This window comes from Amycolatopsis sp. WAC 04169 (assembly GCF_003947535.1).
In the GTDB taxonomy this organism is placed as follows: domain Bacteria; phylum Actinomycetota; class Actinomycetes; order Mycobacteriales; family Pseudonocardiaceae; genus Amycolatopsis; species Amycolatopsis keratiniphila.
The window spans coordinates 216926-232466 of record NZ_QHJI01000010.1 but is presented as its reverse complement, the minus strand read 5'-3'; the positions used below and the strand labels follow the sequence as shown (position 1 = coordinate 232466).

The following is a 15541-nucleotide window of genomic DNA, read 5'->3' as shown; positions in this document are numbered from 1 at the left end:
CCGATTACTTGTCCCTCCGGCATTCCGTCAGTAGCGTGCTGCACCAGTTGGCCGTTCGGCCGGACTATCGAAATGAGGAAGCCCGAATGTCAGTGCTGACCGGGCGCGTTCTGCGCGCCTTCCTACTCCCGGCGGTGCTGGGGCTGGGGGCGCTTTCCTTGGCTTCCGCCTCCGCCGATCCCGCGCGGACGCAGCAGGCACGAGAAGCCGTCGCGCAGGAACCCGCCATCGCGCAAGCCGGGCTGACGTTCGGGTTCTACGTCGGAGACGAACAACAGCCCACGACCAGCCGCGTCGCGAAACTCGGTTCGGACATCACCTTCCCGCAGGGCCGGTTCGACGGCAAGATCCTCGGTTTCTCCGGGCAGGTGCCGATCACCGGCAAACTCGCCATCCCGCCGACGTCGAGCTATTTCGTGTCCTTCCGGTTCATGCCCGCCACCGGCGACGTCGCACTCATCCCGGACGGCGACGCCACCGGCACGGTCCTCGTGAAGACCGGCGCCAACGGCGACTGCAAAGCGGTCGGCACCAACATCTGCGCGCTCACCGACGTCACGAACAAGGTGTTCATCAAGCTCTCGAACGCCAAGGTGGACGGCAAGGTCCTCGACGTCGGCCCGAACTGCCGGACCGCGCAATCGGTCGCGGTGAACATCAAGGCCCTGGTGCCGCTCGCGTTCCCCGCGCCGCCGGTGAAGGTCACGAGCACTTTCGCCACACCGGCGTTCGCCGGATGCGGGGTGCGTGAGGATCTGAGCCCGTTGCTGACCGGGCTGGTGTCCGGTCCCGGCAACACCCTGGTCACCAACCTCAGGCTGCGATGCGTCGGCGATGGCCCGCCCCCCAACGGATGTGGAGCCTGACGATGGCCAATCCAGTCGCCCTGCTCGCCCGCGCGCCGGAGAAGGCCGCCGCGGGACTGCGCGAATTCGGCCGCATGTGCGCCATGGGGATCGACGTCGTCCTCGGGATGTTCCGCCGCCCGGTGCAGGTCCGCGAGTTCATCCAGCAGTTCTGGTTCATCGCGAGTGTGTCGATCACGCCCGCGATCCTCGTGTCGATCCCGTTCGGCGCGGTCATCTCGCTGCAACTGGGTTCGCTCACGAGCCAGATCGGCGCGCAGCAGTTCAACGGCGCCGCGAGCGTCCTCGCGGTGGTGCAGCAGGCCAGTCCGATCGTGACCACGCTGATCATCGCGGGAGCGGGCGGGTCGGCGATCTGCGCGGACCTCGGCGCCCGCTCCATCCGCGAGGAGATCGACGCGATGGAGGTGCTCGGCGTCTCGCCGATCCACCGCCTGATCGTGCCCCGCGTCCAAGCGGCCATCGGCGTTTCGGTGCTGCTGAACGGTTTGGTCAGCGTCGTCGGTGTGCTCGGCGGCTATTTCTTCAACGTCATCGTGCAGGGCGGCACCCCGGGGGCGTACCTCGCGAGTTTCAACGCGCTGGCCCAGCTGCCCGACCTCGTCGTCAGCTCGATCAAGGCGTTCATCTTCGGTTTCCTCGCCGGTGTCGTCGCGGCCTACCGGGGGCTGAACCCGAGAGGTGGCCCCAAGGGGGTCGGCGACGTCGTCAACCAGTCGGTGGTGATCACGTTCCTGCTCCTGTTCTTCGTCAACACGATCCTGACCGCGCTGTACCTGCAGCTCGTCCCGGCGAAGGGAACCTGATCCCGTGACCAGCGTCCCCGAACGGGCCCGCGAGGCGTTCAAACGCCCCGGGAACAGTCTTTTCGAGCTGGGCGACCAGTTGCTGTTCTACATCCGCGCGCTCGCGGCGATCCCGATGGCCGTCACCCGCTACTTCCGCGAAGTGGTGCGCCTGCTCGCCGAAGTGACCTTCGGCAGCGGGGCGCTCGCGGTGATCGGCGGCACCGTCGGCGTGATGGTCGGCCTGTGCGTGTTCACCGGGATCACGGTGGGGCTCCAGGGTTTCAGCGCGCTGAACCAGATCAACATCTCCGCGATGACCGGCTTCCTCACCGCGTACTTCAACACCCGCGAGATCGCGCCGCTCTCGGCGGGGCTCGCGTTGTCCGCGACGGTCGGCGCCGGGTTCACCGCACAACTGGGCGCCATGCGGATCTCCGAAGAGATCGACGCGCTCGAAGTGATGGCCGTGCGCAGCATGCCCTACCTCGTCACCACGCGGATCGTGGCCGGGTTCATCGCGATCATCCCGCTCTACGTGATCGGCCTGCTGATCTCGTACCTGGGCTCGCGGGTGACGACGGTGGTCTTCTTCGGACAGTCCGGCGGAACCTACGACCATTACTTCTCCCTGTTCTTACCTCCTGAAGACGTGTTGTGGTCGTTCGGCAAGGTGCTCGTGTTCAGCGTCGGCGTGATCCTCACGCACTGTTTCTACGGCTATCGCGCCGCGGGCGGCCCGGCCGGCGTCGGCGTGGCGGTCGGTCGCGCCGTGCGGACGTCGATCGTGCTGATCAGCGTGCTCGATCTCTTTCTCAGCCTGGCGATCTGGGGCGCGACCACCACGGTGAAGGTGTCCGGATGAGCGCGCGGGCACGAACGCAGGCGGCGGGGGTGATCTTCCTCGTCATCCTGGTGCTGCTGGGCTGGCTCGCCGTCGCGATCTTCAACAAGGACTTCGAGCGCGCGGAACTGGTCACACTCAAGACCGACCGCGTCGGCAACCAGCTGGCCCCGCCCGCCGAGGTCAAGGTCCGGGGTGTGCCGTTCGGCGAGGTCAGGGCGGTCCGGGGCACGGCGGAGGGCGCGGAGATCGACCTCGCCATCGACCCGGCGAAGATCGATCAGCTGCCGCGCAACGTCTCGGCGCGGCTGCTGCCGAAGACGGTGTTCGGCGAGCGATACGTCAACCTCGTGCTCCCGGAGCGGGCCGCCGGCGGATCGCTGCGGGACGGCGACGTCATCGGGCAGGACCGGTCGGCCAACGCGATCGAACTCGAACGCGTCCTCGGTGACCTGCTGCCCCTGCTGCGGGCGGTGCAGCCGCAGAAGCTGAACAGCTCACTGGGCGCGATTTCGCTCGCGCTCGACAACCGCGGGAAGTCCTTGGGGGACAGCATCGTCCAGCTCAACGACCTCCTCAACCAGGTGAATCCGCTGATGCCGCAGTTCAAGGCCGACGTCAGCGGTCTCGCCGACGTGGCGGATCTGTACACCGGGGCGGCGCCGGACATCCTCAAGGCCCTCTCGGATCTCTCGACGACCGCGAAGACCATTGTGGACACTCGTGCGGACCTCGACAAGCTGTACACGAGCGTCACCACCGCGAGCGGCGACCTGAACAAGTTCTTGGTGCAGAACAAGGACAACATCATCGGTGTCAGCGTGAAGAGCAGGCCGACCCTGGAACTGCTGTCCCGGTATGCACCCGAGTTCCCCTGCCTGTTCGACGCGGTCAACCGGCTCAAGCCGGTGATGGAGAAGGCGTTGGGCAAGGGCACCGGCGAACCCGGGCTGCACGTGACGCTGTCCGTCCACGACCCGCGCGACAAGTACGTGCCGGGCCGGGACGATCCGCGGTTCGACCAGAAGGGCGGGCCGCGCTGCTATGGCGGCGGCGGGTCTTCGGCGGCGGTCGCGTTCGCCGCCGATGGGGACCTCGGCCCGGCCAATTCGAAGGGGGAGCGGGGGCTGGTCGCCGAGATCCTGGCGCCGTCGCTCGGGATGAAGCCGGCCGAGGTCCCGGACTGGAGCAGCGTGCTCGTGGGCCCGGCGTTGCGCGGTACGGAGGTGACCGTCCGATGAGGGGTGTCGCGGGGCCGGCGATCAAAGGCCTGATCTTCTTCGTGATCACCGCGGTGGCGACCGGGATCCTGGCGATCACCATCGCCAACTCCGGGGTCGGCACGACGGTCGGCTACACCGCGAGGTTCACCGACGCGACGTCGGTCAACCCCGGCGACGAGGTCCGGATGTCCGGTGTCCGCATCGGCCAGGTGGATTCGGTCGGCGTGGTCGAACGGCGGCTGGCGGACGTGCGGTTCTCGGTCGAGAACAAGCGCCGTCTCACGGCCGGGGCCACGGTCACCATCCGGTACCGCAATCTCGTCGGCCAGCGGTATCTCTCGATCGACCCTGGTCCGGACGGGCCGCCGCCGCTGGACGAGGGCGCGCTGATCCCACCGGAGCGGACCCAGCCGGCGCTGGATTTGACGGCGTTGTTCAACGGGTTCAAACCGTTGTTCCAGGCGCTTTCGCCGAGCGACGTCAACCAGTTGTCGTTCGAGATCGTCCAGGTGCTGCAGGGCGAGGGGAGCACCATCGACAGCCTCATCGAGCACACCGCGTCGCTCACGAACACCCTGGCGGGCAAGGACCAGGTGATCGGCCAGGTGATCGGAAATCTCAACACGGTGCTCGACACGCTCAACTCGCAGGGCGACCAGTTCGACAAGCTCGTCGACGTCACCGCGCAACTGGTCTCCGGGCTCGCCGGTGACGCGAAACCGATCGGGCAGGCGATCGGCGGGCTCGGCGAACTCACCACGGCCACCGCGGATCTGCTCCAGGACGGCCGCGCGCCGTTGAAGGACAGCATCAACACCCTCGGCGACCTGTCGAAGAACCTCGCCGACAACACCCCGGTGTTCGAGCAGTTCCTGGCGAACCTGCCCAAGAAGCTGGACCGCATGGGCGCGATGGTCTCGTACGGTTCGTGGTTCAACTTCTACCTGTGCTCGGTGAAATCGGACGCGCCGCCCGCCCCCGGCGGTCCGCCGGTCGGTATCCCGCTGACCCAGGGACGGTGCCGATGAAAGCGCCGAGGATCAAACCCTTCCGCAGCCGCAATCCCATCGTCGTCGGCGCCATCACGGCGCTGCTGATGACCATCACGGGTTCGGCGGTGTTCTTCTCCGACGATCTCCCGGTGATCGGCGGCGGCACCACGTACGCGGCGGAGTTCACCGAAGCGGCCGGGCTCAAACGCAACGACGAGGTCCGGGTCGCGGGGGTGAAGGTCGGCGAGGTCTCCGACGTCCTGCTGGACGGCGCCAAGGTCAAGGTCCTGTTCCGGGTCAAGGACACCTGGGTCGGCAACCGGACCACCGCGTCGATCAAGATCAAAACCCTGCTGGGGCAGAAGAACCTGGTCCTCGATCCGGTCGGCAACGCCGAACTGGATCCGGACGAGCCGATCCCGGTGCAGCGCACGAGCTCGCCGTACGACGTCACCACCGTGTTCAACGACCTTGCGAACACGGTGGGCGCGATCGACACCGATCAGCTGGCGAAGGCGTTCGGAACGCTGTCGGAAACCCTCGGTGCCTCCACACCGCAGGAGGTCCGGACAGCTTTCGACGGCATCACCGCGCTGTCGAAGACGCTCGCTTCCCGGGATCAGGAACTCGTGAAGCTGTTCGAGAACACGAACAAGGTGTCCAAGACGCTCGGTGACCGTTCGCAGCAGATCGAGGCACTGATCCGCGACGGCAACACGCTCCTCACGGAGCTGAACGCGCGCAAGGACGCGATCGCGAAGCTGTTCAGCGGGGTGAAGAACCTGTCGATCCAGCTCAAGGGACTGGTGGCGGACAACCAGAAGACGCTCGGTCCCGCGCTCGACCAGCTCGATCGCGTCGCCACCGTGCTGCTGCGCAACCAGGACAAGCTCAACGAAAGCCTGCGGCTCGCCGGCCCCTTCTACCGGCTGCTCGGCAACGCGGTCGGCAACGGCCGGTGGATCGACACCTACATCTGCGGGCTCGTCCCGACCGGCGGCACGCCGGGCAGCTGCATGCCTTCGAGGCAAGGGGGACGCTGATGGGACGCCACTTCACACTCACGGATCTCGGCGCCCACGCCCGGCGGCGGGCCTGGATGCGGCGGCTCGCGGTCGCCGTCGTCGCGGGGCTGCTGGTGACGGCGGCCTGGCCGCTGCTGACCCGGCAGGCCGACCGCGTCGTGACCGGGTTCTTCACCGCGACCGTCGGGGTGTACCCGAACACCGAGGTACGAGTGCTCGGAGTCCCGATCGGCTCGGTGACCAAGGTCGAACCGCGCGGCACGAACGTCGAGGTGACCATGACGGTGCGACCCGACGTCAAGCTGCCCGCGGACGTCGGCGCCGTCGTGATCACGCCGAGCCTGGTCGCCGACCGGTACGTGCAGCTCACCCCGGTGTACCTCGGCGGACCGGAGCTGGGCGGCGACGCGCGGATCCCGCCCGAGCGCACGGTCACCCCGGTCGAGGTCGACGAACTCCTGGGCAGTCTCAACCAGCTGATGACCGCGCTGGGACCGAAGGGCGCCAACCGGGACGGCGCGGTCAGCGACGTCCTCACCAAGGCCGCGACCTACCTCGACGGCAACGGCGGCAAACTCGGCGAGGCGATCAAGAACCTCGGCGAGTTCGCCAGGACGGCGAGCGACTCCAAGGACGACCTCTTCACCTCGATCGACAACATCAGCAAGTTCACCGCGATGCTCGCCGCGAACGACGGCAAGGTGAAACAGGCGATCCAGCAGATCTCCTCGCTCAGCAAGATCCTGGCCGATCAGCGGGACCAGTTCTCCGGCGCGATGACCGAACTCACCGAGGCGCTCAGCGTGGTGCAGGGCTTCATCAAGGACAACCGGGGCAAGGTCAAGTCCGATGTGGACAAACTCGCCGAGATCACCAAGCTCCTCACCCAGCAGAAGGCGTCGCTGAGCGAAGCACTCGACGCCGCGCCGAACGCGCTGGCGAACGTGCTCGGCGCGTACAACCAGGGCGCGGGAACGCTGGACGGACGAGGGAACCTCACCGAATTCTCGGGGGCGAAATGAAAACCCGGATCGCCGCGGTACTCGTCCTCGTGCTGGCCGCCCCCGGCTGCAGCGACGGTGTCGACGTCTACGACATCCCGCTGCCGGGAGGTGCCGCGCTGGGAGAGCGCCCGATCCACGTCACGGCGAGTTTCACCAACGTGCTTGACCTCGTGCCGCAGTCCGGGGTGAAGGTCAACGACGTCCCGGTCGGCCAGGTGCGGACCGTCGATCTGGCGCCGGACGGCCGCAGCGCGGTGGTCGGCCTGCTCATCAACGGTGATGTGAACCTGCCGGCCAACGCCGTCGCGCGGCTGCGGCAGGCGAGCATCCTCGGCGAGAAGTTCGTCGAGCTCGCGCCGCCTCCGGAGGGGACGCCGAGCGGACGGCTGGTCGACGGCGCGGTGATCCCGTTGGCCAGTTCTTCGCTGACCCCGGAGATCGAGGAGGTCTTCGGCGCGCTTTCCCTGCTGCTCAACGGCGGTGGTGTCGCGCAGGTCCAGAACATCACCCGTGAACTCAACGACGCGCTCGGCGGCAAGGAGAGCGCGGCACGCAGCCTTCTGTCCAATTTGGACGTTTTCGTGCGCGGGCTCGACGAACACAAGGCGGAGATCACCCGCGCCATCGAGAGCGTCAACAAACTCGCGGGGACACTGAACGCGAACACCGAAGAGATCAAGGCGACCCTGAACGGGCTCACCCCCGGCATCGAGGTGCTGAACCAGCAGCGTCAGGCACTGGTCGGGATGCTGAAGTCGTTGGACGGGCTCACTTCGGTCGCGGTCGACACGGTGAATCGCAGCAAGGACGACCTCGTCGCCGACCTCAAGGCACTCGAACCGTTGCTGCGGAAGCTGGCCGAGTCCGGGGACGAACTGCCGAAGGCGATGGAGATGATCTTCACCTTCCCGTTCCCCGACGCTGCGCTCGAGGCCATCCGCGGTGATTACCTGAACACGTTCCTGACCTTCAAGAACAGTGGTGGCCGCTGATGTTGACCAAGTTCGTCCGCGTGCAACTGGTGGTCTTCGTGACCATCGCCGTCCTCGGCGTCGCGTACGTCGGCGCGACGTACGCGGGGCTGGACAAACTGGTGCTCGATCGCGGGTACACCGTCAAGGTGCGCCTCGCGACCGGCGGCGGCATCTTCAGCAACGCCGAGGTCACCTACCGGGGCGTGCCGATCGGCCGGGTCGGGGAACTGCGGCTGACCGCCTCCGGGATGGAGGTGGACCTCGAAATCGAGCCGGGCGGCCCGGAGGTGCCCGCGGACACCGAAGCCGTCGTCGCCAACCGATCCGCCGTCGGCGAGCAGTATGTCGACCTTCGGCCGCGCCGCGACAACGGCGCCATGCTGCGGGACGGTTCGGTGATCGCCGAGGCGGACACGAAGATCCCGCTGCCGGTGGACGTCGTCCTGTCCAGTGTGGACTCTTTCGCGAACTCGGTGCCGAAGCCGGCGCTGCGGACCGTGGTCGACGAGCTGTACAACGCGACTTCCGACGCCGGCCCGGCGCTGGATCAGCTCGTCGGCAGGGGGATCGAGTTCGTGCAGGCGGCGAGCGCGCATGTCGGCCCGCTGACCAGGTTCGTGACCGACGCGCAGACCGTGCTCGACACCCAGGTCTCGCAGGCGGACGCGATCCGCTCGTTCGGCGCGAACGCGAAACTGCTCGCCGCGACGTTGAAGAGCTCCGACGGCGATCTGCGACGGCTGATCCCGGCCGTCCCGGCGGCCGCGAACGAGGTCAGCACGCTGCTGCGGGAGACCGGGCCGAGCCTCGGCATCCTGCTGGCGAACCTGCTGACCACCGCGGACGTACTGGAAACGCGGCAGGACGGCATCGAGCAGCTACTGGTCACCGCGCCGAAAGCGGTCGCCGCCGGGCACGCGATCATGGGGCCGGACGGCGCGCACGTCGGCCTCTCGCTGACGTTCTTCGATCCGCCGCCGTGCGTCACCGGTTACGGGACCGGCTATCGCGACGGACTCGACACCTCGCCGCGTCCGCTGAACACCGCGGCGCGCTGTGCCCTGCCGAAGGGCAATCCGACGAACGTGCGCGGCTCGCAGAACTTGCCCAGGAGGTGAAGGCCATGACCCGGATCGCCGCATTCCTCGCAGCCGTCGCCACCGCGGCGGCGGCCTGGTTCGGCTACTCGTGGTGGGACGCCGCGCACGACGACGGCGTCGCACGGGCCACGGTCCGCGACGAGGCCTTGCAGGTGGGCAGGCAATCGGTCGCCGCACTGACCACTTTGGACTACCGGCAGGCGGAACAGGGCTACCAGAACTGGCTGAACCTGTCCGGCGGCGCGCTGCACGAAGAGCTGGCGCGCGACCGGGAAGGCGGCCTCGGCCGGATCGGCCAGGCGAAGACCGTTACCACCGGCCGGGTCGTCGACGCCGCGGTGACAGAAGTGGATAGTGGCGGCGGGGCGGCCGAGGTGATCGCTTCGGTCGAACTCGAGGTGCGGCCAGAAGGCGGGGAAGCCGTGACCAAGCACAACCGGTTCCGCGCCGGCCTGACCCGGACACCGGACGGGTGGCGCGTCACGTCGCTCGGCCAGGTGCCGGTGACCGACACCGGAAAGCCCTGACGGAGGACGCGATGACCACGAAACGAGCCGACAAACCGGCACGGCGCGCGGTGAAGGTGGCCGGGAAGATGGGCGGGAGCACCCGGGTCGCCTTGCTTGAGGTGCCTGAGGAGGGCCCGGTCGTCGTCGCTCCGGTGCGGCGGCGGGGCGCGGTGGTTTTCGGCGCGATCGCGCTGGTGATGGCGGGCCTCGCGGGGTGGTTCGCCATCGAGGCAAGGGACGCGACGGCGGCGCTGACGCACAACACCGCGCTGACCGACGTCGCCACCACCGCCGAGGTCAGCGACCAGATCGGCAAGGCGCTCGGCACCGTCTTCTCCTACCGCTACGACGACCCCGCCAAGAGCGAGCAAGCCGCGAAGGCGGTCCTCACCGGGCCGGCGCTGGGACAGTACGACCAGCTGTTCGCGCAGGTGCGGGGGCTCGCGGCGGAGCAAAAGCTGGTCGTGACCTCGACCGCGGTGGTCTCGGGTGTCAAGGTCCTCGATGGGGACCGGGCTTCGCTGCTGGTGTTTCTCGACCAGACGGGTGTGCGGGGGGATGGGCAGCGGAGTACGGGGGCGGCTCAGCTGAGCGTGAGTGCGGAACGGGCTGAGGGGAAGTGGCGGGTGACCGCTTTGGCTGCCGCCTGACGTCGGGGAGCCGCGTCTGGCCCGAGGGTTGCGAAAGCCACTTTCGCAACGTCAGCCGCGGCACCCGCGACGAGCCAGCGCGTGAAGGCCCCCTTCCCTCGGCTCAGCAGAGGGAAGGGGGCCTTCACGCGCGAAACCGTCAAGAAGGAGCAGCCCGCAAAGCAAGGATCATCTCGAACCGCCGCTCAGGATCCCGCAGCCCGTCCGCGAACAGCGCCTCCAGTTCCTGGGCGCGGGAACGCACCGTCTGCGGATGCACCGCGAGCCGTTCCGCCACCTCGCGCACGTTCCCGCAGGTCTCCAGCCACGCCAGAAGCGTCCCCGCCAGCCGTGAATGCTGCTTGCCGGTCAGCCCGGCCAGCGGCCCGAGCCGTTCCCGGACGAGCTCGGCGGCCAGGAAGGGTTCCTTGAGCAGCCACAGGCGCGAAAGATGGTCGACACACCACGTCACGGGCTCGTCCACGAGCGCGCCGGAGTCGACGAGCCGCAGGGCTTCGCGAGCGGCACGCAGGGAACGGGCCGCGAAGACGGGCGGGACCGCGGGGCCGATCGCGGCCCGCCTGACCGCCAGAGCTTCCGCGAATCGCTCCCGTTCGTCCGGTTCCGGAGCGGGCAGCAGCAGGCAGGGTGAGGTGCTCTCGAAGTCGGTGAGCGCGGCCGGTGGGGCGTCGTCCGGCGGCTGGTCGAGGGCGACGGCGACGAGCAGGTCCGGTAGTTGCCAGCGGGCCAGGTCGGCGGCGTGTTTGACGACCTCGGGCGGCGACGGGGGTTCGGCGAGCAGGAGTTCCATCAGCCGGTGCCGCCGGCGCTCCAGTGCGCCGGCGGCCTTTTCCCGTGCCTCCGCGTGGCCCTCGACCGAGAGTGCCGAAAGCTCGTCGATGTAGGCGAAGATGGCTTCCGCGAGCAAGCACAGCGTCGCGGAAGGCACCCCCGCACGGCGCCCCACTTCGGCCATCCGGCGCCAGGTCACCCTGGCACCCACGCGGTAGGCCGCCTGGAGGACGTCGACGTTGCGGCCCTGATGGAACTCCTGGACACCCAGGCTCACGAACACGCTCCGCCGGTCCTCCGACGGCCCCTCGGGGTTGCCGAGGCGCTCGAGGAACTGCACGAACGCCATCTGCACGCCGGTCTTGAGCGCCTTCCCGAACGCGCCGTCCAGTGGCCGCGCGTACTCGGGGATGGTCCGCTGGATCTCCCGGACCACCTCCCCGGCCGTATCGCCCAGCCCTGGCCGGAACACGGTCGCCAGTTCTCTCGGCAGCAGCGCCCAGAGCTGGACCGGACGCCCGCTCGACCCACCCGGCCGGGCGGGCGTGAGCAGCGGTCCGTACGTCGCCTCGACCCCGCTGCGGGCGTCCTGCGGTCGGGTCACCTCGTCACCTCGTTGTGAGTGGGAAACGCTGATCTGGTCAGTCGTCGGCGAGCAGGGCCTCCGCACGCAGGGCGATCTCCATGTCGAGCCGGTCGTCGGCGTTGTTCAACCGGTCGCCGAAGAGATCGATGAGCTGGTGCATGCGGTAGCGGACGGTCTGCGGGTGGACCTTGAGTTTCTTCGCGATCTCCGGAGCACTGCCCCGGGACTGGAGCCAGATCAGCAGCGTCTCCCCGAGCCGCGCCCGCTGTTTGGGCGTGAGGTCGTCGAACGGGGCGAGGCTGCGCGTGCACAGCTCACGGACCAGGAACTCGTCGGCGAGCAGCCACAGGGTGGACAGGTGGTCGCTGTACCGCGTGACCGGATTGTCCGGCAGGACCCCGCGCTGGACCAGCCGCAGCGTGCGGCGGGCCCACAGCAGGGAACGCGGCGCTTCGGTGAGCCGCACGGCCGGGCCGATCACCGCGCGCCAGCCGGGAAGCCGCTCGGCGAGGTCCTTCAGGTGCTTGTCCGGGTCGCCGGTGACCAGGCAGGGCTTCGGACCTTCGAAGTCGACCAGGACGTCGGCGTCCAGATCGGCGCTGTCGGGGTCCAGTGGGCCGAGCCGTCGTTCCAGCGCGACGACCGTGACCTCGGTGGGCAGTGCCCACTGCGCGTTCGCCGCGTGCGACGCGATCGACTGCGGTGAGGACGGGGGATCGGAGAGCATCAGTTCGAGCAACCGGCGCCTGCGTCTCGCCCTGGTGCCCGCGGCCCGTTCTTGAGCGGCCGTGTAGCCCTCGATGGACAGTGCGGAAATCTCGTCCACGTAAGCGAAAATCGCCTCGGCCGCGGTGCACAGGAGATCGGCGTCCGCTCCGATCGCCTGCCCGAATTCCGAAACGTGCCGCCACGCGACACGGCCGCCGACGCGGTACGCCGTCTGGAGACAGTCGAGACTGCGGCCTTCGCTGAATTCGACCTTTCCGAGGTTGCGGAACACCGCCGACCATTTGTCGAGCGGCGCCGTCCCCTGACCGACGGTGTCGAGGCAGTGCAGGATCGCCTGCCGGATACCCTGCGTGATCATCTGTCCGAACGCGCCTTCCAACGGCTGCGCGTATTCGGGGACGGCTCGTTGCACCTCCTGCAGGATGGCTCGTGCCAAGGGGTCGGCCCGCGGCCGGAACCGCTCGCCCAGGTCTCTGGGCAGTGACGCCCACAGTCCATTCGCACCGGTGCTGCGCACAGGTCGGTTCTCCACTGGGGTTCTCGGTGCCGGCGTGAAGGCGCGCGGTCGCTGGACCGGACCCGGTGGCTGGCGGTGCGGGGTGGCGGGGTGGCGCACGTCGGGGTCGGGTCGTGCGGTCCGCAGATCGTGCCGCGAGAATCCGGTATCCAAGTCGGTCATGTTTTTATCCTTGCTGGCAACAAAATCAGCCTCTTCAACGGTGAAGCCGATCCAGATTTTGTGGCTCACGCAACATAAAATCCGGCCGAGAGGACTGTCAACGGCTGGCGGGAGCTTGATCGGCCACCTGGATGGACTACACCCGAACGGGTGGTCCGAACCGGCGGCGAGTGACATTTAGGCAGGCTTGAGATGGCGTCCGGATGACAACTTTTCCTGGACGTTTCCGGGCTCTTTCGCCGCCTCGCTGGCGCGGATGAGCACCTCGACGACCTCGTCCAGGCTCAGCCTGGCGGGCGCGGTCGCGGCGAGGAAGCCTTCGAGCTCGCCGGCGAACCGGGCCGGGTCGGCCACATGTGGAAAGTGTTTCGCATTTTCGAACACGGTCAATCGGCTGTCCGGCAGCACTTCCGCCGTCTTCCGGCCGTGCGCGACCGGGATGAGCGGATCGTGCGCGCCCCAGACGACGAGCGTCGGCACCTCCCTGGCGAGGTAGAGCTTGTCGATCGCGCTCGCGCGCTGGCCGCGGAGGTCGATCAGGCTGCGGGCGATGAACAGGAAGGCGCGCCGCCTGCCCGGGTCCGCCAGTGACGCAAGGTGACGGGTCAGCTCGCGGGTCTCGGGGGAGAGTTTCCCGCCGAGGGACCGGCATGCCGCGGCGAGTCCGCGTGCGATCGCGACGGTGGCCGGGTTGACCGCGAGGGACAGCGTCACCTTGGCCCCCGGCAGCGCCGTCGCGCGCAGTACCGGGGTCACCTGCGGGCCGAGTCCGGCGCTGCCCACGAGCACCAGGCGGGCGCACATCTCGGGGAACTGGTAGGCGAACTGCATCGCGATCCCGCCGCCGAGGGAGTGCCCGACGATGGTGGCGTGCCGGTTCCCGGTGAGCGCGAGGACGTCGCGCACCACGCTGGCCATCGCGCCGAGGCCGTAGTCGGCTCGCGGGGCGGCCGAATCGCCGTGGCCGGGAAGGTCCGGGACGAGGACGCGGCGCCCGAACCTGCTCCGCTCGAAATGGTCGAGCAACGGGACCCAGGTCTCGCCGCTGCCCGAGATCCCGTGCAGCAGCACGAGCGGCTCGCCCGCGGTGTCCTTTGTGGACGGAACGTATTCCCGCAGCCGGATTTCCCGGCCGTGCAGGGTCAGTGTGCGCGCTTGGAGGGCCATGTCCCGCCTTTCCGTTGTCAGGCGTCAAAATAACGTGTGGAACGGCCGGTTCGTCAGCGTGTCGCGGGACACGTCGGGCGATTGCGACCCGCGTGACAAGAATGCCGGTACCGACCCCGAGCCGGATGCCAAAAGCGGGGACGACGGGCTATTGCGCATCGACATTTTCCCACCGTCCCGGTATTCAGGAAAGCGTCGGTAAACACCCGTCACCACGGGGAGAAACGCAATGGCCTGCCGGGCGGACTTCCACGTCGACCAGCCGAGGGCGAAGCACGCCCGCCGCGGCCTCCGCTGGGTGCTCCCCACCGTGCGGCCACCGGAACGGCGAGTGCGGCGCATCAGGTCCCTTCGTCGCGCCGGTGAGCGCGCATGAGGCGCTGCGCGCGCAGGGCGAGCTGCATGTTCAACCGGTCGTCGGCGTCCCTGAGGCGGTCGCCGAACAGCTCCTCCAGCTGACGGAGACGGTTCCGCACAGTCTGCGGGTGCACGCCGAGCCGTTGTGCGATCTCCGGTGCCCCGCCCCGGGTTTCCAGCCACGCCAACAGGGTTTCGCTGAGCCGTTCCTGCTGTTTCTCGCTCAGCGAGGTGAACGGGTCGAGGCTCTGCTTGGCGAGTTCGGCGCCGAGGAAGTCTTCGGCGAGCAGCCACAGCGTGGCGAGGTGGTCCCGGCACCAGATGATCGGGCCGGGCGCGTCCTCGCCGGTCAGCAGGAGCGCGCGGCGGGCGGTGCGGAGGGCGGCCGGGGCGTCGGTGAGCGGTACGACGGGGGACACGGCCACCCGCCAGCCGTCCAACGCGTCCTTCAGTGGGGCGAGGTCGGTGTCGGGGTCCGCGGTGAGCAGATACGGCTCCGCGCTGTCGAGGTCGGCCAGCACGGTGTCGTCCAGGAGGTGCTCCGGGAAGGCGGGAGCGCCCGCGGCACGCTGGAGGGCGACCATCGCGGCGGCGCTCGGAACCCGCCAGCCCGCCCCGTCGGCCAGGCTGGCGATACTGCACGCCGAGCCGTCCGGTGCCTGGGCGATCAGCTCCAGCAGGCGTCGCCGCCGGAGCGGGATCGCGCCGGCGGCCCTGGCTTCCGCCTGCTGGTATCCCTCGATCGTCGTGGCGCACAGCTCGTCGACGTAGACGAAGACGGACTCCGCCGCGAGCGCGATGACGTCGAGACCGACGCCGAGCCCGCGCACGATGGGCCGCATCGCCCGCCATGCCGCCCGCGCGCCGACGGTCACGCTGTCGTGCAACGGTTCCAGGCTCCGGCCCTCGGCGAACTCCATCCGCCCGCGCATGCGGTAGAAGTCGATCCAGCGGTCGTGGGGGAGGTCCGGATCGCCGATGCAGTCGACGTAATGCCGCACCGCCCGCTCGCACGAGACGACCAGGACGCGGCCGAAGACACCGCGCAACGGCTGCGAATACGCGGTGACCGATCGCTGCACCTGCTTGACCATGGCGGCCGCGGCGTGCCCGGTATACGGACGCAGTTCTTCGCCGAGCGAACGCGGCAACGTCGCCAGCATGCCGAAACCGCGGTACTCGACCACCAAGACCACCCTTTGATTTTCTTCGAACCGGGGAGAAAAACATGAATCCGTTTGCATGACCGCGTCGGATCGACGGGAACGGTGCGGGGCCGT

Annotated in this window: 15 protein-coding genes; 11 read left to right on the top strand and 4 right to left on the bottom strand. The window is 68.6% G+C overall.

The window, feature by feature from the left end; all coding sequences use genetic code 11:
* The first annotated feature begins 86 nt into the window (after window positions 1-86).
* The 11 genes from DMC61_RS28510 to DMC61_RS28460 are packed head-to-tail and all read left to right on the top strand — an operon-like array spanning window position 87 to window position 9972.
* Window positions 87-866, top strand: coding sequence for a hypothetical protein (locus DMC61_RS28510; RefSeq protein ID WP_125692794.1), 780 nt, complete (start codon window positions 87-89; stop codon window positions 864-866).
* 2 nt (window positions 867-868) lie between these two features.
* A complete protein-coding gene (locus tag DMC61_RS28505) occupies window positions 869-1672 on the top strand; it encodes an ABC transporter permease (RefSeq protein ID WP_016335176.1) in 804 nt (267 codons plus the stop codon).
* A gap of 4 nt (window positions 1673-1676) precedes the next feature.
* A complete protein-coding gene (locus DMC61_RS28500; protein ID WP_007033208.1) occupies window positions 1677-2516 on the top strand; it encodes an ABC transporter permease in 840 nt (279 codons plus the stop codon).
* Entirely contained in the window at window positions 2513-3736 is a 1224-nt protein-coding gene (locus DMC61_RS28495; protein WP_125692792.1) for an MCE family protein, read from the top strand. The genes DMC61_RS28500 and DMC61_RS28495 overlap by 4 nt, the downstream gene beginning before the upstream one ends.
* Window positions 3733-4746 (top strand): MCE family protein, encoded by a 1014-nt coding sequence (locus DMC61_RS28490; protein WP_125692790.1) that lies wholly within the window; start codon window positions 3733-3735, stop codon window positions 4744-4746. The genes DMC61_RS28495 and DMC61_RS28490 overlap by 4 nt, the downstream gene beginning before the upstream one ends.
* Window positions 4743-5753, top strand: coding sequence for an MCE family protein (locus tag DMC61_RS28485; protein WP_199750127.1), 1011 nt, complete (start codon window positions 4743-4745; stop codon window positions 5751-5753). The genes DMC61_RS28490 and DMC61_RS28485 overlap by 4 nt, the downstream gene beginning before the upstream one ends.
* On the top strand, window positions 5753-6757 hold the full coding sequence (locus tag DMC61_RS28480) for an MCE family protein (RefSeq protein ID WP_125692788.1): 1005 nt from the start codon (window positions 5753-5755) through the stop codon (window positions 6755-6757). The genes DMC61_RS28485 and DMC61_RS28480 overlap by 1 nt, the downstream gene beginning before the upstream one ends.
* On the top strand, window positions 6754-7731 hold the full coding sequence (locus tag DMC61_RS28475) for an MCE family protein (RefSeq protein ID WP_125692786.1): 978 nt from the start codon (window positions 6754-6756) through the stop codon (window positions 7729-7731). Before DMC61_RS28480 ends, DMC61_RS28475 begins: the two co-directional genes overlap by 4 nt.
* On the top strand, window positions 7731-8831 hold the full coding sequence (locus DMC61_RS28470; RefSeq protein ID WP_125692784.1) for an MCE family protein: 1101 nt from the start codon (window positions 7731-7733) through the stop codon (window positions 8829-8831). The genes DMC61_RS28475 and DMC61_RS28470 overlap by 1 nt, the downstream gene beginning before the upstream one ends.
* A gap of 5 nt (window positions 8832-8836) precedes the next feature.
* Window positions 8837-9340 carry a hypothetical protein gene (locus DMC61_RS28465; protein WP_125692782.1) on the top strand — a complete coding sequence of 168 codons (504 nt, stop codon included), beginning with the start codon at window positions 8837-8839 and terminating at the stop codon, window positions 9338-9340.
* An 11-nt stretch (window positions 9341-9351) separates the two neighbouring features.
* On the top strand, window positions 9352-9972 hold the full coding sequence (locus DMC61_RS28460) for a hypothetical protein (protein WP_125692780.1): 621 nt from the start codon (window positions 9352-9354) through the stop codon (window positions 9970-9972).
* Window positions 9973-10111: 139 nt separating this feature from the next.
* Here DMC61_RS28460 and DMC61_RS28455 read toward each other — a convergent pair whose 3' ends face one another.
* The 4 genes from DMC61_RS28455 to DMC61_RS28440 all read right to left on the bottom strand — a co-directional run bounded on the left by DMC61_RS28455 (window position 10112) and on the right by DMC61_RS28440 (window position 15457).
* Window positions 10112-11347 (bottom strand): CdaR family transcriptional regulator, encoded by a 1236-nt coding sequence (locus tag DMC61_RS28455; RefSeq protein WP_125692778.1) that lies wholly within the window; start codon window positions 11345-11347, stop codon window positions 10112-10114.
* Between the two features lie 37 nt (window positions 11348-11384).
* Entirely contained in the window at window positions 11385-12575 is a 1191-nt protein-coding gene (locus tag DMC61_RS28450; protein ID WP_016335166.1) for a helix-turn-helix domain-containing protein, read from the bottom strand.
* Window positions 12576-12914: 339 nt separating this feature from the next.
* The gene (locus tag DMC61_RS28445) at window positions 12915-13904 is read right to left on the bottom strand and encodes an alpha/beta fold hydrolase (protein WP_125692776.1); all 990 of its coding nucleotides are present in this window, start codon (window positions 13902-13904) and stop codon (window positions 12915-12917) included.
* Between the two features lie 341 nt (window positions 13905-14245).
* Window positions 14246-15457: a CdaR family transcriptional regulator gene (locus tag DMC61_RS28440; RefSeq protein WP_125692774.1), complete on the bottom strand. Its 1212-nt coding sequence runs from the start codon at window positions 15455-15457 to the stop codon at window positions 14246-14248.
* Window positions 15458-15541: the final 84 nt, after the last annotated feature.

Coding starts and splice junctions, on each gene's coding strand:
- DMC61_RS28510 (WP_125692794.1), top strand. CDS start 87: ATGTCAGTGCTGACCGGGCGCGTTCTGCGCGCCTTCCTACTCCCGGCG.
- DMC61_RS28505 (WP_016335176.1), top strand. CDS start 869: ATGGCCAATCCAGTCGCCCTGCTCGCCCGCGCGCCGGAGAAGGCCGCC.
- DMC61_RS28495 (WP_125692792.1), top strand. CDS start 2,513: ATGAGCGCGCGGGCACGAACGCAGGCGGCGGGGGTGATCTTCCTCGTC.
- DMC61_RS28490 (WP_125692790.1), top strand. CDS start 3,733: ATGAGGGGTGTCGCGGGGCCGGCGATCAAAGGCCTGATCTTCTTCGTG.
- DMC61_RS28485 (WP_199750127.1), top strand. CDS start 4,743: ATGAAAGCGCCGAGGATCAAACCCTTCCGCAGCCGCAATCCCATCGTC.
- DMC61_RS28480 (WP_125692788.1), top strand. CDS start 5,753: ATGGGACGCCACTTCACACTCACGGATCTCGGCGCCCACGCCCGGCGG.
- DMC61_RS28475 (WP_125692786.1), top strand. CDS start 6,754: ATGAAAACCCGGATCGCCGCGGTACTCGTCCTCGTGCTGGCCGCCCCC.
- DMC61_RS28470 (WP_125692784.1), top strand. CDS start 7,731: ATGTTGACCAAGTTCGTCCGCGTGCAACTGGTGGTCTTCGTGACCATC.
- DMC61_RS28465 (WP_125692782.1), top strand. CDS start 8,837: ATGACCCGGATCGCCGCATTCCTCGCAGCCGTCGCCACCGCGGCGGCG.
- DMC61_RS28460 (WP_125692780.1), top strand. CDS start 9,352: ATGACCACGAAACGAGCCGACAAACCGGCACGGCGCGCGGTGAAGGTG.
- DMC61_RS28445 (WP_125692776.1), bottom strand. CDS start 13,904: ATGGCCCTCCAAGCGCGCACACTGACCCTGCACGGCCGGGAAATCCGG.